Below are 19,466 nucleotides of genomic sequence, written 5' to 3'. Positions count from 1 at the left end.
GTAAGGCCAAATTATGCATGTTTCGATTGAATTTAATATGCCGCGGTCTTTTTGAAGTCATGTAAATTTCAAGATAATGAGCAACCATCGTCATAAATCCTATGTTTGCTTATTATTAGAAAGCTCGTTCCGTTTTCTGGTTGCTGGGCAGCGGAAAACATAAAAAACGCGCGGACCTTTCGGAAAGGGCCGCGCGGTAAAGTTTACTGTGCACGTGGCCCCATCGACCACGCCGGAATAGTACCGGTCCGGACCAGACTTGTCATTAAGGATTAATATTCGAATTTTTGATCAGGATTTAAGTACGTATCAGAAACTATTCTTGATTGCTTTCGAAACAATGCTCCTTCAGGTTGTTTCTGCGTTTGAGAGGGCCTTGGTTCTGGGTCTACCTGTTGCGGTGCCATCTGACACACAACGGGTGCGAGGAGCCGGCGGCAATCATGTTTCCCTCGCGGGCCAATGGGTTCAGGCTTGGCGCTTTACTGTCCGGTTAAGAAGTGGGTTTGGGGGACCGAAACACTCTCTAAAACGGCCAGTGCCATTGGTGATCGGTTGGCGCATTTGCTTGTCTTGAGTGGGCCTTGTGAACCTGCGCTTTCGAGTTTGAAGTGCTGTGGTACCGCGTCTCTGAAGGCCGTGCCGAAGCGGTCGCGCGATGGTGGGCACGCCGCTGATCCGCATGCTCATCAGTCCGGTTTTTGCCGTGCAGTTGGCCGGCCTGATGGTCGCCGGAGAGAGAAACGTGCTTTGCGAATGGCCAGTGCCATTGGTGTCCCTCCGATGAACCCGATTGTTTTGAGTGAGCGTTTTGAGACTGTTCTGTGCCGCCCCGGATGTGGCTGTGGCGTTTTTCTGCGGACCTGGTCCGGGCAGTAGACCGGTGGTCGGGAAGCTGATGGCGTGCATGCCGGGAAATCGGGGCGGTGCCGTGGTCTTTACCGGTCCGGTGTTCACCGGCCTTGGCAGCGTCTACCTGAAACGGCCAATGCCAACCGCTATGGGACGGCGTGTTTTTGACCGCAGTCCGGTCCGCAACCTTGCTTGCCTGTTTCCGGACCTCTTTGTGAGCTTGCTGACGGGAATGCGGGTGGGATGTCCGCCGGATGTGTTTGCCATGCGCCTCGGATCGGTTTTCCGGACTGCGGCGGTGATGTCTGGAAGTTTCATGGGGTTCTTGTCTTGCATGGCGTTTCGATTTGCCTTCTGGCAAATGGTCCACAACGATCCGCACAGGAACGACACCGGAATATACCATTCCCAGCTCCCTTGCAGCTCCCCTGGAAAGGTCGATATTGCGGCCACGGATATATGGTCCACGATCATTTATGCGGACCGAAACATTGCGCCCGTTCTTCAGATTGTGGACCGTGACCATGGTGCCAAAGGGCAAGGTCCGGCTGGCGGCAGTCAGCGCATTCGGGTTCATGCGTTCGCCGCTTGCGGTTCTGTTGTGAGATGAATACCACGACGCCTTTCCGCCCTGAATCATGTCAATGTTGTTGGCTGCGAACGCCGGAGTACCGAGAACTGCCAGAGCCAATGCCAATAGGATGATCTTTCTCAAGGTTGAAGCCACGTCAGTATTCCTGCTTGTAAATTCTCGGAATGCACGCGCGTCCGCGAGCGCGGATCCGTGAAACTGAATAACTGCATTGTTGAGGGAGGAATTCGGCAAATATAGTTGGACCTGATCGTGTTTATGGATCTGACCGGGCCCTGTTTTGCCGGAGAAATGAAATCGAGTTGTATTTCATGTTGCGGACACCTGTATTCTGATGTGTTCGCAAATTTATATTCTAGAATTTGGGGAGAATACTTAATTTTTTTTAAAAAAGTCAGCCTGTATTATATGGATGAGTTATATATTTTCTGATTTTAATTTATTTATTTTAAATATTACTATTTTTGAATAGAACCGTGGTTCGCTTGGAGTGTTATAACTCTGTTATGCGGGGAAAGCTTATCTTAATCAGCTAGCGAGTGGGGCATATCCGTGACTGAGATGCATATGCCCCACTTTTGAAAAATGCCTTTGGCGGCAAATTCCGGCGTCAGATGTCGAGATTGGCGACGCTCAAGGCGTTGTCCTGAATGAACTCGCGCCTTGGGTCGACCTCATCGCCCATCAGCTTGGTGAAGATATCGTCGGCGTCATCGGCTTCCCTGATCTTCACTTGCAACAGCGAGCGTACATTCGGATCGAGCGTGGTTTCCCAGAGCTGGTCCGGGTTCATTTCGCCAAGACCCTTGTAGCGCTGCAGGGAAATCCCTTTTTGGCCGTAGGCGAAAATCTTCTGTAGCATCGCGCGCGGGCCCCGGATTTCGGTCAGCATGTCCTTGCGCCGCAAAGACGCTGCTTTTCCGTAGACTTCCTGAAGATGTTCGGTGTAGCTGCTCAGCCGGCGTGCATCCGAAGACCCTAGCAAGGCCGGATCAATGATCGCAGCTTCCTCGACACCGCGCACGGTGCGCTTGAACGCGAGGGTGCCGTCTTCGCGCACTTCGCCGGTCCAGCCACGCTCATACTCTTCGGCCAGAATATCGAGACGGCGCGCAATGTAGGCGGCAGCTTCCTCGGCCTTGGCCTGGTCGTCCAGCGTCTCGGGATTGAGGGCGCCTGCAATCGCGGCCTGTTCGACGACATCCCGGTTGTAGCGGGAATGAAGGCCGTCGAAGATGCCGGACAGGGTGCGTGCCGTTTCCAGAGCAGCCCGCAGATCCTCTCCGGTCCGCACCTCGCCATTGGCGAGCGTCAGGGACGTGTCTTCCAGACCGCTCGAAATCAAGAAGTTTTCAAGGGCATCCTGATCTTTAAGATACTGCTCGGACTGGCCGCGCTTGACCTTGTAGAGCGGCGGCTGGGCGATGTAGACATAGCCGTTTTCGATCAGCTCCGGCATTTGCCGGAAGAAGAAGGTCAGAAGCAGTGTGCGGATGTGGGCGCCGTCGACATCAGCATCCGTCATGATGATGATCTTGTGATAGCGCAGCTTCTCGACATTGAATTCTTCCTTGCCGATGCCGGTCCCGAGCGCGGTGATCAGGGTGCCAATTTCGTTGGAAGACAGCATCTTGTCAAAGCGGGCCCGCTCCACGTTCAGGATCTTGCCTCGCAGCGGCAACACGGCCTGGTTCGCGCGGTGGCGGCCCTGCTTTGCGGAGCCGCCCGCCGAATCACCCTCGACGAGGAACAATTCGGCCTTGGAAGCGTCGCGTTCCTGGCAATCCGCCAGTTTGCCTGGCAGGGAAGCGATATCAAGGGCGCCCTTGCGCCGTGTTAGTTCGCGGGCCTTGCGGGCAGCTTCACGCGCGGACGCTGCTTCAACGACCTTCGAGACAATGGCTTTTGCGGGCGCGGGGTTTTCTTCCAGCCATTCCGACAGAGCCGTCGAGATCAGGTTCTCGACCACCGGCCGGACTTCAGAGGACACCAGCTTGTCCTTGGTCTGGGACGAGAATTTCGGATCCGGGACCTTGACCGAGAGCACACAAGTCAGCCCTTCGCGGCAATCATCGCCCGACAGGCTGACTTTTTCCTTCTTGAGCAGACCGGCGCTGTCCGCATAGCCGGTGACCTGGCGGGTCAGGGCGCCGCGGAAGCCCGCGAGATGTGTGCCGCCATCGCGCTGCGGAATGTTGTTGGTGAAGCACAAGACCTGTTCGTGGTAGCTGTCATTCCACCAGAGCGAGGCTTCCACGGTGATGCCGTCGCGCTCGGCGCCGACCGTGATCGGTGCCTCGATCAGGGGATGTTTGGCCCGGTCGAGATAGCGGACAAAGGCTTCCAGACCGCCCTCGTAATAGAGCTCCTCGACCACATCCTCGACGCCGCGCTTGTCGGTCAGGATGATCCGGACACCGGAATTCAGGAACGCGAGCTCGCGCAGCCGGTGTTCCAGCGTGTTGAAGTCAAACTCGATCTTGGTGAACGTTTCGGGGGAGGGCAGGAATGTGACCTCGGTGCCCTTCTTGCCGTTGGCCGGGCCAACAACCGAAAGCGGCGCGGTTGCATCGCCATGAGCAAAGGAAATGATGTGTTCCTTGTCGTCGCGCCAGATGCGGAGGTCCAGCTTGGTCGACAGTGCATTCACCACCGACACGCCGACGCCGTGCAGGCCGCCCGACACCTTGTAGGAGTTCTGGTCGAATTTCCCGCCCGCGTGAAGCTGTGTCATGATCACTTCTGCAGCGGAAACACCTTCCTCGGCGTGCATGTCGGTCGGGATGCCCCGGCCATTGTCCGACACGGTGACCGATCCGTCCGCGTTCAGCGACACGGTGACATGATCCGCATGGCCTGCAAGGGCCTCGTCGATCGCATTGTCGACAACCTCGTAGACCATGTGATGCAGGCCGGAGCCGTCATCCGTGTCGCCGATATACATGCCCGGGCGTTTGCGGACCGCATCAAGTCCTTTCAGAACCTTGATGGAATCAGCGCCATAGACGGCTTCGTCGCCATCGGATGCGGGTACGGATGCGGGCACAGAAGTATCGCTCATGCGAATCAATCACCAATTCGATCTTTGAATTCAACACCCCGTTATACGGGGTTGTGGGGCCGGTTCAACTGCGCCTGCTTACCACGCCTGAAGCCGTCATCATAGTGGTGGAAAAATCACAAGATTCCGGCGGATTTAAGGGGAGGAAGCGCCGCGCAGCAGACGGCATGCCGGATGGGCGATCAAATGGATTTCGTCATTGTCCGGCAGGGCGTCAAAAAGGGCTTCGTCGGTACCGGTCATGAACACTTGACCGCCGATCTCCGACAGCTTCGCGAACAGGCCAGCGCGCCGCCCGGGATCGAGATGGGCTGCGACTTCGTCAAGAAGCAGGATCGGTGGCGTCCCCGTCACCGAGCGGGTCAGTTCCGCATGGGCCAGGATAAGGCCGATCAACAGCGCTTTTTGTTCCCCGGTCGAACAGCGGCTGGCGGGCATGTTCTTCGCAGAATGCCGGACCTGCAGATCACTCAGATGGGGTCCCAGCAGGGTTCTGCCGGCCTGGCGATCGCGGAAGCGGCTGTTTTTAAGCATCTCCAGAAAGCCGGTCTCCGCTTCGGTTGCCGGCATTGCGGCAAACCGGCTCTCAAACTCTCCTTCAAACACGATATCGGCCTTGGGAAACACGGCCGCGCCGTCCGTCTGCCGGGAGAGGGCCGTCGACAAAAGGCTGACCGTTTCCAGCCGGGCAAGGGAGACTGCGGTGCCAAGTTCTGCCACTTGCGTTTCAATGGCGCTCAGAAAGGAATCGCCGCCGTCTTGATCCAGCAACTTGTTGCGATGCCGAAGCGCTTTTTCGAAATCGCCGACACGCCGCCCGTGTGCCGGATCGATCGACAGGGTCAAGCGATCCAGAAACCGCCTGCGGTCTCCTGCCGGACCGGTGAACAGGCCGTCCATGCTGGGCACGAGCCAGAGCACGCGAACATAGTCCAGCAGGGTTTCGGTCGTGCGGATGTCCTCGCCATCGATCCGGACCTTGCGCCCGCTGTTGCCTGCACTAAAGCCCGTACCGATCTGGCTCTCTAGCCCGTCCGATTCAATCCGCGCCGAAACGCTCCATCCGCCTGAACCATCGTGGCGGGCAATGTCGGCCAGCGCGGCACGGCGGATGCCCCGGCCGGCGGTCAGAAACGAAATGGCTTCGAGGATATTGGTTTTGCCGGCGCCGTTGTCACCGACAAAAGCCACGAGCGGTGCGCCGACTTTGATGTCGAGCCGCTCGTGGTTGCGAAAGTCGGACAGCGTCAGCCGGGTGATGAAGGCTGGCGCGGAACCGCTCATGTCATATGCCTTGGCTCACCAGTCTGATCAGACGCGCATGGGCATCAGAACAAACAGGCAATCGTCGACCGTGTTGTCCTGGATAAGGGTCGGGGACCCGGAATCTGCCAGACGGAACAACGCCGTATCACTGGACAGCTGGTTGGCTATGTCCAAAAGGTAACGGGAATTGAAGCCGATCTCGAGCGGCTCTTCGCCATATTCGACAGCAAGCTCTTCCGTGGCACTGCCCGAATCCGGATTGTTCACCGTCAGGACCATCCGGCCCTCAGTCAGGGCAAGCTTGACGGCGCGGCCGCGCTCTGAAGAGATTGTCGACACACGGTCAACCGCCTCCTTGAATTCGTCCCGGTCGACACGCATTTCCTTGTCGTTGTTTTGCGGGATGACGCGGCCATAGTCGGGGAAGGTGCCGTCGATCAGTTTCGAGGTCAGGATGATCGGGCCTGTCGTCACCCGGATCTTGGTCTCCGACAGTTCGATCTGGACTTCGGCTTCCGGATCTTCGAGCAGTTTCTGGATTTCTCCAACCGTCTTGCGCGGGACAATGACGCCCGGCATTCCGACAGATCCGTTCGGTGCAGGAACTTCAGCCTGCGCCAGCCGGTGTCCGTCCGTTGCAACAGCCCGGAACCGCTGGCCTTGCGCGGTGTCGACCGTGTGCAGGTAGATGCCGTTGAGATAATACCGTGTCTCTTCGGTCGAGATTGCAAACTGGGTCGTGTCGATCAGCTTCCGGATGGCGCCTGCCGAAAGCGTGAAGCTGTGGCCGAACTCGCCAGCCGTTAGGTCGGGAAAGTCGGTTTCCGGCAGCATTTGAAGCGTAAACCGGGACCGGCCGGCCCGCAGTTCCAGCGTCGCGTTGTCACTGGTCGTTTCCAGAACAACCTGAGCGCCTTCCGGCAGCTTGCGGACGATGTCGTAAATCGTATGAGCCGGGACGGTCGTCGCGCCGGGCAATTCGACCATGGCGGGGACGGTTTCCAGAACTTCCAGATCGAGGTCTGTTGCCTTCAGCTTGAGGGCACCGTCTTCTGCGCGCAACAAGACGTTGGACAGGATTGGAATGGTATTCCGGCGCTCGACAACCCGGTGCACATGAGTCAGGGACTTGAGGAGATCGGTCCGCTCGAGGGTCGCTTTCATACGATAGATCCATACTCGTGAGGCGCCGGCGGAAAAACGCGGCCATGTGAAACTTGGGTGCAGCGCGATGGCGCTGCGGGGCGAAGACACTGCCCGCATAAGTTCCAAAAAGCAAGAGGGGCGCCCGTCAAGACGCCCCTCTTTCAAGACTGTTTTTTGATCAGGCGTCGAGCATGCGTTTCAGCAGTTCGAGCTCCTGCGACAAGGTGTGGTCGGACTTGGCCAGTTCCTCGATCTTACGCACGGCGTGAAGAACAGTTGTGTGATCGCGATTGCCGAACCGGCGGCCGATTTCCGGCAGCGACCGCGGGGTCATGACCTTGGCAAGGTACATGGCAATCTGGCGCGGGCGCACGATCGTTCTGGTCCGGCGTGCCGAAAGCAGATCGGCTTTCGTGACATTATAGTGCTTGGAAACAATCCGCTGGATGTCTTCGATCTTGACCCGGCGCGGTTCGTTGGACCGGATCAAATCCCGCAGGGTCTTTTCCGCCATCTCCTGCGTGATCGGGGCATTGGTCAGCTGGTTGTGTGCAACCAGCCGGTTCAAGGCACCTTCAAGGTCGCGGCCAGACGATGCAATGTGGCTCGCCACATAATCCAGAACGGGTTCCGGAACATCGAATTGCGGATAGTTGCGTTGAGCCGTTGAAATCCGTGTCGACAAAATATTGCGGCGCAGGGAGAAATCGGGTTCCTGAATCCCGACGACAAGTCCGCCGGACAGACGTGAGCGCACGCGATCATCAAGTGTGTCAAGATCCGCAGGCGCGCGATCTGCAGCCACGATCACCTGACGAGCACCGTCGATCAGGGAATTCAGCGTGTGGCAGAATTCCTGTTGCACTTGCTTGCCATGAAGGAACTGCATGTCGTCGATCAGCAGCAGGTCAATCGTGCGAAGGGTGTCCTTGAACGCGAGTGCGGACTGGGCCTTCAGTGCCGACACGAACCGGTACATGAAATGTTCGGCAGTCAGGTAAAGCACCTTGCGGCCGGAGTTTTTGAACTTGGTTGCCACTGCCTGCATCAGGTGCGTCTTGCCGAGACCGACAGCCGCATGCAGGAACAGGGGGTTGAACGTCACCGAACCGCCAGAAGCGACTTGCCGTGCTGCTGCGAGCGCAAGCGCATTGGAGTCGCCTTCGACGAAGGTCTCAAAAGTGTATTTCGGGTCGAGATCCGCACCTTGCAGATCGTTCTGTTTTGAGCCGCCGTTCTCGCCGCGCCCAACTGCTGCGGTGGCTGCTTGCGCAGCGGACACCGGATTTTGTTGAGTCTTGGCTGCTTCCGGTTTTTGTTCCGCGCCAACGGGTTTCGTCCGCTTGGGCGCAGGAATGGCTGCCGGCGCTGCCGGACGAACCTGCCGGGGCCGGATGGCGCCGCGCACCGTCAGCTCGATGCGGTGAACGTTTTCGCATTCGCGCTGCCACAGACCCATCAGCCGATCATTATAGTGCGACTGGATCCACTGCTTCAAAAACCGGGTCGGAACCGACAGACGTACAGTGCCTTCATTGTGTTCTTCGAGATCCACGCGGGCGAACCAACTGGAAAACACATCTTCGCCAAGCTCTGCACGCAGACGCTTTTTGACCCTGTTCCAGTGTTCAGAGCCGCTACCCTCCGGAACTTGCATATTTACGCCTCCTGTTTTTCGAGACGCGGTCCGCCACTACCACGCCTCTGCCACCATGCTGTCTGTCCGACAGCTATTATTATGTCTCGATCGAGACGACTATTGACGTGACAGACACCAACGGTCTCTGCCCCAAACTGCCTGTGTCAGGCAGAAAACTAGTTTTGAATCCAAGGCAGCCCGGAGGCCTTCCATCCGGATTGGGTGCCGCGATGGCCTTGTGCATCGAGGCCACCTTCAAAACCGGCGGCGACGTTGAAACAGCTCGAATAACCGAGTTGCGTCATCGCAATCGCAGCGGCCTGGCTACGGGCGCCGGAGCGGCACAGAAAAAATATCGAGGCCGATTGGTCAAGACCTTTTTCAGACAGAAGCGCAGAAAGTTTTTCCGCGAAGTCGGTCACAGGTGATGCCGGCGGGAAACTCTGCCATTCCGCAAACACCGGTTCCTTGCCGACTGCTCTGAGGTCGGGGATGCCGACAAAGGTCCATTCCGCCTGGGTGCGAACATCAACCAGAATGGAATTTTGATCTTCCTGCAATTTCTCAAACGCTTCGGTGACGCTGACGTCACCCGCATATTGTGAAGGATTTTGCACAACAAGCCCCCTGCGGCAGAAAATCTGCCGTGCCGTGTATATCTGGTCTGTTTAGTGGAAAATTGAGATCAGAACGATCTCATGTCATTTAAAAGGAGGTCGACTACTGTATTCGCCCTGACGTCTGCAGTTTTTTCGCTTAGATCGATTTTTGTTTGACTTTGTCATCTCGCATCCAAGCAATTCTTTATTTGTGTTGTGCGTGAAACGTCGGTTCTGAGGTCGACGAGACAAGCATATACACAGGTTTTGTGTCCGGCAATAGTTTCAATTCGAGAAATCGCCATCATGCGTGAAGTGGCCCTAGCGGTAGTTTTGCCCCGGCGTATTCACTGCGCGCGCCAAACGCTTTTCCTCTCTGAGGTTTTTTCAGTCAGCTCTACCGTTGAGTCTGTTTGCGGGCGTGATTAAAAAAAACGCCACAAATTTTTCTTGACTCCTGCCGAATCCGGATTGTTGTGCGGCGCAATGCCTGACATATCTGCAAGTCGTTGAATTATCGATAGATATTCTGGCAATCTGCAGACTAGAGAAAAGCGCTGATAGCTTCATTTAGTTTAGCCGGATTACCCATCGGCAATATTGCGCGGCTAAAAAAAAACCCGGCCGAAACCGGGTTTTTTGATCTGAAAGTGACGCGCTGTTCTTTACGCTGCGAGAGACTTAACTCTGGCGCTCAGACGCGATACTTTGCGCGATGCGGTATTTGAATGCATAACGCCTTTGGAGGCTGCACGCATAATTTCCGGTTGCGCTGCTTTCAATGCAGCACTTGCTGCGCTGTGGTCGCCGGAAGCAATTGCTTCTTCTACCTTGCGCAAGAACGTCCGCACGCGGCTGCGCCGAGCTTTGTTCGTGGCCGTCCGGCGGGCAATCTTGCGGGCCGCCTTCTTGGCCGAGGGTGTGTTGGCCATGGGCTCAATCCTGATCCGTAGATGGAACTTAAGTCCGTTTGCGACCAGGAGCGGTTACGAAAGACGCAATCAAGACCCGGTCAAATAAGAATGGCGGCGGTCGTCCCGCCACCAATTGAAGGCTGCTTATAGTCGGGCGGCCGGGCGGCGTCAATGCCATAGCGCCGCAATATGGATTATTTGTTCGCGAATTGAGGTTTTCTCTTTTCGGAGAAAGCGGTCATGCCTTCTGTCTGGTCGTCAAGGGCAAACATGGCATGGAAGACCCGGCGCTCAAATCGGACGCCTTCCGCCAGTGTCGTCTCATAGGCCCGGTTCACGCTTTCCTTTGTCATCATGACCACGGGCAGGGAGAAGTCTGCGATCTTGTCGGCGGCTTTCAAAGCTTCTCCAAGAAGGTCGTTGGATGGAACCACCCGGCTCACGAGGCCGCTGCGCTCTGCCTCTTCAGCATCCATCATGCGTCCCGTCAGGCACATTTCCATGGCTTTCGACTTGCCGACAAACCGGGCAAGGCGCTGGGTGCCACCTGCTCCCGGGATCACGCCGAGGGTAATCTCGGGCTGACCGAACTTGGCGGTATCGGCGGCAATGATGAAATCGCACATCATGGCGAGTTCGCAGCCGCCGCCCAGAGCATAGCCAGCGACGGCGGCAATGATCGGCTTCCGGTTGCGCGCGATCCGGTCAATCGGGGTGATCAGGTCGTCGAGATAGGCCCTGGCGAAATCATGGGGCAGCATTTCCTTGATGTCCGCACCGGCGGCAAATGCCTTTTCCGAGCCGGTAATGACAACACATCCAATGCGCTCATCGGTCTCAAACCCGTCGAGTGCGGCGCCAAGCTCGGAAATCAGGGCCGCATTCAAGGCATTCAGTGCCTTGGGTCTGTCGAGCGTTATCAGACCGACCTTGCCGCGTTTTTCCACGCGGATATTCTCATATCCCATCAGGCAACTCCCACCCACGTTTGTATGATCACCTCTGCCGAAAATGCCTAACCGACTGCTTGGGGGAAGCGCAACTCCTTAACCCTGCTCTTCGAAGGCTAACGGGGATAAAAGGCCTGCTACTTTTGGCAGGAGCGGCAATAAAAGGTTGACCTGTTGGATTGCACGATGCGTTCGATCACACCGTCGCAGCCTGCTTTCCGGCAGGGTTGGTTTTCCTGGCCGTAGACCGCAAAGCTGTGCTGGAAGTACCCGAGTGTTCCGTCTGTGCGTGCGTGATCCCGCAGGGACGAACCGCCAGCCTCAATAGCCTCGATCAGGATCTGCTTGATGTTGAATGCAAGCTCTGAAGTCTTTTTTGTTGCCCGCCCTTGCTTGCCCGCAATGGATCCCGCAGGACGGGCCGGAGCAAGGCCTGTGCGCCAGAGCGCTTCACAGACATAGATGTTGCCGAGCCCGGCAATGATGCGCTGGTCCAAAAGGGCTGCCTTCAATGGTGTTTTCTTGTTTTGAAAGCGTGTGGACAAGTAGCTTCCGTCCAGCTGGTTTCCGAGAGGCTCGATCCCCAATTTTTCAAACAGCGGATGGCTTTCGAGCGTAGGGCGCTCGGCAAGGGTCATGAAGCCGAAGCGGCGCGGGTCGTTGTAGACAACCTGTGCATTTTCGCCAGTCCGGGTCCTGAGATGGAAAACGACATGGTCGTGTTTTTCATCCTTTGAGCGCGCGTGCGCAAACCGGCCGGGTGAATTTTCTGTATGCGGTGCAAAGATACGGAACGAGCCGGACATGCCCAAATGCATCACCAGAACATTGTTGTCCTCAATGTCCGCCAGGAGGTATTTGGAGCGCCGGCCCAGAGACGTCACGGCCCGGCCTTCAAGACGGCTTGTAAAATCAGCCGGGAACGGAAAACGCAAATCTGGGCGGTTCTGGTCGACTTTGATGATGACGGCGCCTTCAAACACATCTGCAAGGCCGCGCCGCACCGTCTCGACTTCGGGTAACTCTGGCATTGCCGCGCTATCTCCGTCATGTTTTTTCAATGGCCTGCGGCATTTCACAGCTGTCACGGCCGTGAACATAGCGCTTTGGCCGTGCTTGTACTATGGTCCGCCGGATTGTCGGCGGAACCTTGTGGAAACAACCCATATTCCGTCGTTTTGATTGAATTCAAGGAGCTCAGGGCACCATGCAGGAAAAGCGGACTTCGGACCGGGCCCCCGAGGACATGCCGACCAGCTTCGGGTTCCGGACGGTCGGCGAGGGGAGCAAGCAAGCGCTCGTTGATGACGTGTTTCACAAGGTCGCCGACAGATATGATGTCATGAACGACCTGATGTCGGGCGGGCTGCACCGGGTCTGGAAGGACGCGATGGTGTCTGTGCTGCATCCGCCCAAGTCTGACAGCGCCGGCTGGCGGCTTCTGGATGTGGCCGGTGGAACCGGCGATATCGCGACCCGCACCATTCACCGGTCTAATGGTGCAGTGAAGGCGGTCGTGTGCGATATCAATGAATCGATGCTTGGGGTGGGGCGGGACCGGGCCCAAAAGGCCGGCCTTGCTGACCGCATTGAGTTCACTCAGGGAAATGCGGAAGAGCTGCCGTTTCCCGACAAAAGCTTTGATGCCTATACGATTGCCTTTGGCATTCGCAATGTGCCAGACATTCCGAAGGCCTTGCGCGAGGCACGCCGTGTGCTGAAGCGCGGCGGCAAGTTCCTTTGCCTTGAATTTTCCGAGGTGGATGTGCCGGTGCTGGACAAGGTGTATGATGCCTTTTCGTTTAACGTGATCCCGCCGATCGGCCGCATGGTCACCGGGGATGGTGAGCCCTATCAATACCTTGTTGAATCCATCCGGAATTTTCCGCATCAGGAGCGTTTTGCGGAAATGATCCGCGAAGCCGGCTTCGAACGCGTGTCCTATCGAAACTATTCCGGCGGCATTGCCGCCCTCCACAGCGGTTGGAAATACTAATCCATGGCATTGGCAATCAGGCCGTTTATCCGTCTCGTGAATGCGGGGTTTGTCATGGCGCGCGAAGGCGTATTCGGTCTTGCGCATGTGCCGGACTTGCCGCCCATGGCCCGCCTCGGCATTGCCATGGCGCGTCTGCTTGAGCGCCGCTCGGTCAAGACCAAGAGCGCGGAACTGCGTTTTTCGGATGCATTCAACCGGCTCGGGCCTTCCTATGTGAAGCTTGGCCAGTTTCTCGCAACCCGCGCCGATGTGGTTGGCAAGGAAGCCGCCGAAGAGCTGTCTGCACTGCAGGACAGATTGCCTCCGTTTCCGCATGAAGAGGCAGTCGCGGCGATTGAGGAACAGTTGGAAGCCCCGATCGACAAGCTTTTTGTCGAGTTCGGCCCGGCGGTGGCCGCAGCTTCCATTGCGCAGGTCCACCCTGCTGTCATTGAGGAGCGTGACGGCACACGGCGCAAGGTGGCGGTCAAGGTCCTGCGTCCCGGTGTGGCGCGCCGCTTCAAGAAGGATCTGGAAAGTTACTATCTGGTTGCGCGGTTGGCTGAGCGGTTCCTGCCAGCCTCGCGCCGTCTGCGGCCGATTGCAATTGTCGATACTCTGGCGCGGTCGGTCGAGCTGGAAATGGATTTTCGCCTTGAGGCGGCAGCCCTGTCTGAAATGGGCGAGAACACGGTCGATGACCCCGGTTTTCGTGTCCCGGCAGTCAACTGGCTGCGGACGGCCAAAGGCGTCCTCGTCATGGAGTGGATTGACGGGCGCAAGCTTTCCGATGTCGACGGGCTGGCTGAGGACCACCGGGATCTGAAGGCCCTGGGCGCTTTGGTGATTCAGAGCTTCTTGCGTCACACTCTGCGGGACGGGTTCTTTCATGCGGACATGCACCAGGGCAACCTGTTCGCCGAGGCCGATGGCACGCTGGTTGCGGTCGATTTCGGGATTACAAGCCGCCTCAGTCCGCAGGAGCGGCGGTTTTTGGCCGAAATCCTGTACGGCTTCATCACCCGAAACTATCGCCGTGTTGCCGAAGTGCATTTCGAGGCGGGATATGTTCCGGCCCATCAGGATGTAGATGTCTTTGCTCAGGCGATCCGTGCGATTGGTGAGCCGATCCATGGACAGGATGCCAGTGAAATCTCCATGGCCCGCTTGTTGACCCAATTGTTTGAGGTCACGGAGCTGTTCGAAATGAGCACCCAGCCGCAGCTCATCATGTTGCAAAAGACCATGGTCGTGGTCGAGGGCGTGGCGCGGACACTCAATCCGCGGCTGGACATGTGGTCGACCGCCGAGCCGGTTGTCGCTGAGTGGATTGCGCAGCATCTCGGACCAGCCGGAAAAATCCGGGATCTGGGAACCGGTCTGTTGGCCCTGAACAGGATCGCGACCGACCTTCCGGAGTTTGCGGACCGTATGGGCCGCTTGTCTGTCGAACTGGACAAAATGGGTCAGAATGGACTGCGGTTCGACCCTAAAACCGCTGATGCCATCGGAAAGGCCGAGGCGCATTACAACAGGTCCGGCCGGGTTGCCCTTTGGGTGATCGCCCTGTCTATGCTGGCCCTTGCTCTCGGGCTGTGGTCCTAGGATTTTGCAGTCAAAAGCGGTGATTATGTCACGCGTCTCAGGGTCAGATTGATCCGGCCGCCGTTTTTCAGAAGGGTGGACGTTCCGGCCACAAGCCGGTCGATCCCGTGATAGGCGAGACGCGAATCACCGCCCAGAACAACCACATCGCCCGAAGCCAGCCGGAAAGAACGCGTCGGATCAGTGCGTTTGGTGCCGCCAATCCGGAACAAGGCGGTGTCGCCGAGCGACACGGATACAACAGGCGCTCCGAAGGTCTGTTCGTCCCGGTCCTGATGCAGGCCCATTTTCGAGCCCGGGCCGTAATAGTTGATCAGGCAGGCTTCCGGTTCGGGGTGGCCGGGTGCAACCTTTTTCCAAAGCTCGAGCAATGTGCCGGGAATGCCGGGCCACAGTGCGCCGGTTTCAGGGTGGCAGTTCTCATAGCGATACCCATCGCGGTCCGACACCCAGCCAAGCGGCCCGCAATTGCTCATCCGGACGGAAAACGGTTTTCCGGTCCGGGGCATGACAGGCTGGAACAAGGGAGCGGCCGCAACGATTGAGCGGATCTCCTCCAAAAGCAATTGCTGTCCGGTGCGATCAATAAAGTCTGGCAAATATCGAAATCCATCCGGTGCAGCCATCGCCATACCTTTCATGCAACGCGCTTGATGGCCGTGTCCGGCGTGGCTTTCATGCTATCCAGCCGCCAGCCATCCGTTTTTCATCGGGATGACGTTACGGCGTTCTGTTTGTCAGTCATCGAGGTTCTTGCAGGTAATGTTGCATCCACCTATATAGCGTTCAAGCTTCACGCCAAATCCGAATTTTCAACTGGTGTGTTGTCCGGATTTAACCCGGAAAAATCAAAGAGGAGCCGGAAGGATGCCTGAACGGGTCGTTTCGGTTTGCTAGAAAGAGAGGCAGATATGGCAAAGGTCATTGGTATCGACCTCGGCACGACGAACTCGTGCGTGTCCGTCATGGACGGGAAAGATGCGAAAGTAATTGAGAATGCGGAAGGCGCCCGCACCACTCCGTCGATGGTTGCATTTTCCGACGATGGTGAGCGTCTTGTAGGCCAGCCGGCGAAACGCCAGGCGGTCACCAACCCCACAAACACTCTGTTTGCTGTCAAGCGACTGATCGGCCGCCGGTACGACGATCCGACAGTTGCAAAGGACAAGGGTCTGGTTCCCTTCGAAATCGTCAAGGCTGACAATGGCGATGCGTGGGTTGAAGCCGACGGCAACAAATATTCCCCCTCACAGGTTTCCGCCTTCATTCTTCAAAAGATGAAGGAAACCGCCGAGAGCTATCTCGGGGAAACCGTGACGCAGGCCGTGATCACGGTTCCGGCCTACTTTAATGATGCACAGCGTCAGGCGACCAAGGATGCCGGCAAGATCGCCGGTCTTGAAGTTCTGCGGATCATCAACGAACCGACAGCTGCCGCGCTGGCCTATGGTCTCGACAAGAATGACGGCAAGACCATCGCAGTCTATGACCTGGGCGGCGGCACGTTCGACGTGTCGATCCTCGAAATCGGCGATGGCGTCTTTGAAGTTAAGTCCACCAACGGAGATACGTTCCTGGGTGGTGAGGACTTCGACATGGTTCTGGTCGATTACCTTGCTTCCGAATTCAAGAAGGAGCAGGGCATTGACCTGAAGCAGGACAAGCTGGCGCTGCAGCGTCTGAAGGAAGCTGCCGAAAAAGCCAAGATCGAGCTGTCCTCTTCGTCCCAGACCGAAGTCAACCTGCCGTTCATCACAGCGGATGCATCCGGTCCGAAGCACCTGACCCTGAAGCTGACACGCGCAAAGTTCGAATCGCTCGTTGACGATCTGGTCAAGCGCACCATCGAGCCTTGCAAGGCTGCGCTGAAGGATGCCGGTCTGGCAGCTGGTCAGATTGACGAGGTTGTTCTGGTTGGTGGCATGACCCGCATGCCGAAGATCCAGGAAACGGTGAACAAGTTCTTCGGCAAGGAACCGCACAAGGGTGTGAACCCGGATGAGGTTGTTGCCATGGGCGCTGCCATTCAGGCCGGCGTTCTGCAGGGCGACGTCAAGGACGTTCTGCTGCTCGACGTGACGCCGCTGTCTCTGGGTATCGAAACGCTTGGCGGTGTCTTCACCCGCCTGATCGACCGCAATACGACGATCCCGACCAAGAAGAGCCAGGTGTTCTCGACGGCTGAAGACAATCAGACGGCCGTGACCATCCGTGTCTTCCAGGGTGAGCGCGAAATGGCTGCGGACAACAAGGTCCTCGGTCAGTTCGACCTCGTCGGTCTGCCGCCGGCACCGCGCGGTGTCCCGCAGATCGAGGTGACCTTCGACATTGATGCCAACGGCATCGTGAACGTGTCCGCTAAGGACAAGGGCACCGGCAAGGAACAGCAGATCCGCATTCAGGCGTCCGGTGGTTTGTCAGACAGTGATATTGATCAGATGATCAAGGACGCTGAATCCCATGCGGATGACGACAAGAAGCGCAAGGAGCTTGTAGAGGCGAAGAACCACGGCGAGTCGCTTGTTCACTCTACCGAAAAGTCTCTGGCGGACTATGGCGACAAGGTCAGCGCGGATGAGAAATCTGCCATCGAAGGTGCGCTTGCTGCCTTGAAGACCGCTCTTGAAGGCGAAGACCTTGAAGACATTCAGGCCAAGACACAGGCTCTGGCTGAAGCGTCAATGAAGCTCGGCGAAGCCATGTACAAGGCATCGCAGGCAGAAGCCGAAGCGGGGGACGCCGGTGAAGGCACCGCTGACGCCAAGGACGATGATGTCGTTGATGCCGACTTCGAGGAAGTCAAGGACGACGACAAGAAGTCTGCCTAACCAGAACTGGCCTGCGGTGAACGCCTCACCGCGGGCCTTTTTGCTTTGGAGCGCTCTCCATCCAAGTTGGGGTCTGGCCGAGGGGCTGGGCCTTTGCTGCTTAAGCCTCGAAACAGGTTTGGAGGTGTGTGCGACCATGGCAAGACCAATTTGAGTGATCTTGATGGCCAAACGCGATTTCTATGAAGTTCTAGGTGTTTCCCGAGATGCGGACGACAAGACGCTGAAAAGCGCCTACCGCAAGATGGCGATGAAATACCATCCTGACCGCAATCCGGGGGATGCTGCGGCGGAGGCGAGCTTTAAGGAAGTAAACGAAGCCTACGATACGCTGAAAGACGGCCAGAAGCGCGCCGCCTATGACCGTTTCGGTCATGCAGCTTTCGAAAATGGCGGATTCGGCGGCGGGGCTGGTCCGAACGGCCCCGACTTCGCCTCGACCATGTCGGATATATTTGAAGAGTTCTTCGGGATGGGCGGTCCGGGGGGCGGGCGCCGCTCCGGAGGGCGCGAGCGCGGTGCGGATCTGCGCTACAATCTCGATATATCGCTGGAAGATGCTTTTCACGGCAAGACTGTCGAGATCGAAGTTCCGACAAGTGTGACCTGTGACACCTGTTCGGGATCGGGCGCAAAGCCCGGGACCAGCCCGACGACCTGCCGGACTTGTGGCGGTGCGGGCCGCGTCCGTGCTGCGCAAGGTTTCTTCACGCTTGAGCGGACCTGTCCGACCTGTCAGGGCAAGGGTCAGGTGATTTCCGATCCCTGCAAAAGCTGCGGTGGAGCCGGGCGCAAGACCGAGGAACGGACCTTGTCCGTCAACATACCGGCCGGCATTGAAGATGGCACGCGGATCCGCTTGGCCGGTGAGGGCGAGGCAGGGGTACGTGGCGGGCCAGCCGGGGATCTTTACATCTTCCTGTCGATCAAGCCGCATGACCTTTTCAAGCGCGACGGTGCGGATCTTTATTTCAATGTGCCGATCTCGATGACAACTGCCACCCTTGGCGGGCAGTTTGATGTCCCGACGGTCAACGGTTCCACCAGCCGGGTAAAGGTTCCCGAGGGCACCCAGACGGGTAAACAGTTCCGTCTGCGCAGCAAGGGCATGCCGGTGATGCGCTCCAGCCAGTTTGGAGACATGTATATTCAGGTGGTGGTTGAAACGCCGACAAACCTGACCAGACGCCAGCGAGAATTGCTTTCCGAATTCGAGAAAGAATCGTCCGGCGAGAACCATCCCGAATCCGCAGGGTTCTTCTCCAAGGTCAAGGATTTTATCGATAACCTTGGCGCTTGAGCGTTTTTTGCGAGCGGGATGCCTGAGAATTGAAGTTTGATGCCTATATTCAGGCATCAGACCGGGGTGATGGCAATGGTTCCGCGACGAGAGATGCAAAGTGATGGGCGTCAGCGTACAGCCCGAGAGTTTGTGCGTGACGAGTGGGTGTTTTTTCGCCACTGGGTCGAACATCCGTTTCAAATCGGTGCGATAAGTCCATCCGGACCGCGTCTTGCCGAAAAGATGGTGGCTCAAATCAATATGTCCCAGTGCGGGCGTGTGATTGAGATTGGCGCTGGAACCGGCGCTGTGACCGCCAGGATCATTGCGCAGGGCGTGCCAAATGAGGCCCTGACTGTCATTGAATACAGCCCAGATTTTTGCAGGCTTCTTTCTCAAAAATTTTCAGGTGTGGGCGTGGTGAACGGGGATGGATATGCCTTGCGGCAGACGCTTCGTGAGTCAAACTACTTCCGGGGGGCTTCAGAAAATGAAAGCGTTGATGCAATCCTGTCGTGCCTTCCCCTTTTGACGCGGCCGGAAAAAGACCGGCTGCGCCTGCTTGAAGATGCCGTGTACTTGCTCAAGGACGGAGCGCCGTTTGTTCAGTTTTCATACGGCCTCCGCCCGCCGGTAAGTTCCGGCGCCTTGCCGCTTGAGGTCTCGGGTTCCGGCTGGGTCCTGAACAACCTTCCCCCGGCACGCGTTTGGGTTTACCGGAAGAAGCGGTTTGGTTTTAAGTGATTCTGGTTTT

Annotated in this window: 15 protein-coding genes; 5 read left to right on the top strand and 10 right to left on the bottom strand. The window is 57.3% G+C overall.

Annotation, left to right across the window (positions count from 1 at the left end):
* Positions 1 to 526 precede the first annotated feature (526 nt).
* The 9 genes from E1297_RS50850 to mutM form a co-directional block, all read right to left on the bottom strand.
* Entirely contained in the window at positions 527 to 1,537 is a 1,011-nt protein-coding gene (locus E1297_RS50850) for a septal ring lytic transglycosylase RlpA family protein (protein ID WP_256372787.1), read from the bottom strand.
* Between the two features lie 517 nt (positions 1,538 to 2,054).
* Positions 2,055 to 4,505, bottom strand: coding sequence for a DNA topoisomerase (ATP-hydrolyzing) subunit B (gene gyrB, locus E1297_RS27530; protein ID WP_155143888.1), 2,451 nt, complete (start codon positions 4,503 to 4,505; stop codon positions 2,055 to 2,057).
* Positions 4,506 to 4,640: 135 nt separating this feature from the next.
* Positions 4,641 to 5,789 (bottom strand): DNA replication/repair protein RecF, encoded by a 1,149-nt coding sequence (recF, locus tag E1297_RS27525; RefSeq protein ID WP_155143887.1) that lies wholly within the window; start codon positions 5,787 to 5,789, stop codon positions 4,641 to 4,643.
* A gap of 27 nt (positions 5,790 to 5,816) precedes the next feature.
* Positions 5,817 to 6,935 (bottom strand): DNA polymerase III subunit beta, encoded by a 1,119-nt coding sequence (dnaN, locus tag E1297_RS27520; RefSeq protein WP_155143886.1) that lies wholly within the window; start codon positions 6,933 to 6,935, stop codon positions 5,817 to 5,819.
* Positions 6,936 to 7,095: 160 nt separating this feature from the next.
* Positions 7,096 to 8,574, bottom strand: coding sequence for a chromosomal replication initiator protein DnaA (gene dnaA, locus E1297_RS27515; protein WP_155143885.1), 1,479 nt, complete (start codon positions 8,572 to 8,574; stop codon positions 7,096 to 7,098).
* 158 nt (positions 8,575 to 8,732) lie between these two features.
* Positions 8,733 to 9,173, bottom strand: a complete 441-nt coding sequence (locus E1297_RS27510) for a rhodanese-like domain-containing protein (RefSeq protein WP_368669699.1) — start codon at positions 9,171 to 9,173, stop codon at positions 8,733 to 8,735.
* Between the two features lie 647 nt (positions 9,174 to 9,820).
* Positions 9,821 to 10,087 (bottom strand): 30S ribosomal protein S20, encoded by a 267-nt coding sequence (rpsT, locus tag E1297_RS27505; RefSeq protein WP_155143884.1) that lies wholly within the window; start codon positions 10,085 to 10,087, stop codon positions 9,821 to 9,823.
* A 176-nt stretch (positions 10,088 to 10,263) separates the two neighbouring features.
* On the bottom strand, positions 10,264 to 11,037 hold the full coding sequence (locus E1297_RS27500) for an enoyl-CoA hydratase (RefSeq protein WP_155143883.1): 774 nt from the start codon (positions 11,035 to 11,037) through the stop codon (positions 10,264 to 10,266).
* 119 nt (positions 11,038 to 11,156) lie between these two features.
* Positions 11,157 to 12,050, bottom strand: a complete 894-nt coding sequence (gene mutM / locus E1297_RS27495; protein WP_155143882.1) for a bifunctional DNA-formamidopyrimidine glycosylase/DNA-(apurinic or apyrimidinic site) lyase — start codon at positions 12,048 to 12,050, stop codon at positions 11,157 to 11,159.
* Between the two features lie 176 nt (positions 12,051 to 12,226).
* On the opposite strand from mutM, the gene ubiE reads away from it, so the two are divergent.
* Positions 12,227 to 13,015 carry a bifunctional demethylmenaquinone methyltransferase/2-methoxy-6-polyprenyl-1,4-benzoquinol methylase UbiE gene (gene ubiE / locus E1297_RS27490; RefSeq protein ID WP_155143881.1) on the top strand — a complete coding sequence of 263 codons (789 nt, stop codon included), beginning with the start codon at positions 12,227 to 12,229 and terminating at the stop codon, positions 13,013 to 13,015.
* 3 nt (positions 13,016 to 13,018) lie between these two features.
* Complete coding sequence (gene ubiB, locus E1297_RS27485; protein WP_155143880.1) at positions 13,019 to 14,602, top strand: 2-polyprenylphenol 6-hydroxylase; 1,584 nt, start codon at positions 13,019 to 13,021, stop codon at positions 14,600 to 14,602.
* Between the two features lie 23 nt (positions 14,603 to 14,625).
* Here ubiB and E1297_RS27480 read toward each other — a convergent pair whose 3' ends face one another.
* Positions 14,626 to 15,234: an alpha-ketoglutarate-dependent dioxygenase AlkB gene (locus tag E1297_RS27480; protein WP_155143905.1), complete on the bottom strand. Its 609-nt coding sequence runs from the start codon at positions 15,232 to 15,234 to the stop codon at positions 14,626 to 14,628.
* Positions 15,235 to 15,513: 279 nt separating this feature from the next.
* On the opposite strand from E1297_RS27480, the gene dnaK reads away from it, so the two are divergent.
* The 3 genes from dnaK (at position 15,514) to E1297_RS27465 (ending at position 19,456) form a co-directional block, all read left to right on the top strand.
* A complete protein-coding gene (dnaK, locus tag E1297_RS27475; protein ID WP_155143879.1) occupies positions 15,514 to 17,430 on the top strand; it encodes a molecular chaperone DnaK in 1,917 nt (638 codons plus the stop codon).
* A 163-nt stretch (positions 17,431 to 17,593) separates the two neighbouring features.
* The gene (dnaJ, locus tag E1297_RS27470; protein WP_155143877.1) at positions 17,594 to 18,730 is read left to right on the top strand and encodes a molecular chaperone DnaJ; all 1,137 of its coding nucleotides are present in this window, start codon (positions 17,594 to 17,596) and stop codon (positions 18,728 to 18,730) included.
* Between the two features lie 75 nt (positions 18,731 to 18,805).
* Positions 18,806 to 19,456 (top strand): class I SAM-dependent methyltransferase, encoded by a 651-nt coding sequence (locus E1297_RS27465; protein WP_196223418.1) that lies wholly within the window; start codon positions 18,806 to 18,808, stop codon positions 19,454 to 19,456.
* Positions 19,457 to 19,466 lie beyond the last annotated feature (10 nt).

The organism is Roseibium sp. RKSG952, assembly GCF_009711355.1.
Note: the sequence above shows the minus strand (reverse complement) of the source record. Positions and strands in the feature narration are given on the sequence as shown.

Excerpts from the sequence above, each read along its gene's own strand:
- ubiE (WP_155143881.1), top strand. The coding sequence starts at position 12,227 with ATGCAGGAAAAGCGGACTTCGGACCGGGCCCCCGAGGACATGCCGACC.
- dnaA (WP_155143885.1), bottom strand. The coding sequence starts at position 8,574 with ATGCAAGTTCCGGAGGGTAGCGGCTCTGAACACTGGAACAGGGTCAAA.
- ubiB (WP_155143880.1), top strand. The coding sequence starts at position 13,019 with ATGGCATTGGCAATCAGGCCGTTTATCCGTCTCGTGAATGCGGGGTTT.
- rpsT (WP_155143884.1), bottom strand. The coding sequence starts at position 10,087 with ATGGCCAACACACCCTCGGCCAAGAAGGCGGCCCGCAAGATTGCCCGC.
- dnaK (WP_155143879.1), top strand. The coding sequence starts at position 15,514 with ATGGCAAAGGTCATTGGTATCGACCTCGGCACGACGAACTCGTGCGTG.
- dnaJ (WP_155143877.1), top strand. The coding sequence starts at position 17,594 with ATGGCCAAACGCGATTTCTATGAAGTTCTAGGTGTTTCCCGAGATGCG.
- E1297_RS27500 (WP_155143883.1), bottom strand. The coding sequence starts at position 11,037 with ATGGGATATGAGAATATCCGCGTGGAAAAACGCGGCAAGGTCGGTCTG.
- gyrB (WP_155143888.1), bottom strand. The coding sequence starts at position 4,505 with ATGAGCGATACTTCTGTGCCCGCATCCGTACCCGCATCCGATGGCGAC.
- E1297_RS27465 (WP_196223418.1), top strand. The coding sequence starts at position 18,806 with ATGGTTCCGCGACGAGAGATGCAAAGTGATGGGCGTCAGCGTACAGCC.
- recF (WP_155143887.1), bottom strand. The coding sequence starts at position 5,789 with ATGAGCGGTTCCGCGCCAGCCTTCATCACCCGGCTGACGCTGTCCGAC.
- E1297_RS27480 (WP_155143905.1), bottom strand. The coding sequence starts at position 15,234 with ATGGCGATGGCTGCACCGGATGGATTTCGATATTTGCCAGACTTTATT.
- dnaN (WP_155143886.1), bottom strand. The coding sequence starts at position 6,935 with ATGAAAGCGACCCTCGAGCGGACCGATCTCCTCAAGTCCCTGACTCAT.
- mutM (WP_155143882.1), bottom strand. The coding sequence starts at position 12,050 with ATGCCAGAGTTACCCGAAGTCGAGACGGTGCGGCGCGGCCTTGCAGAT.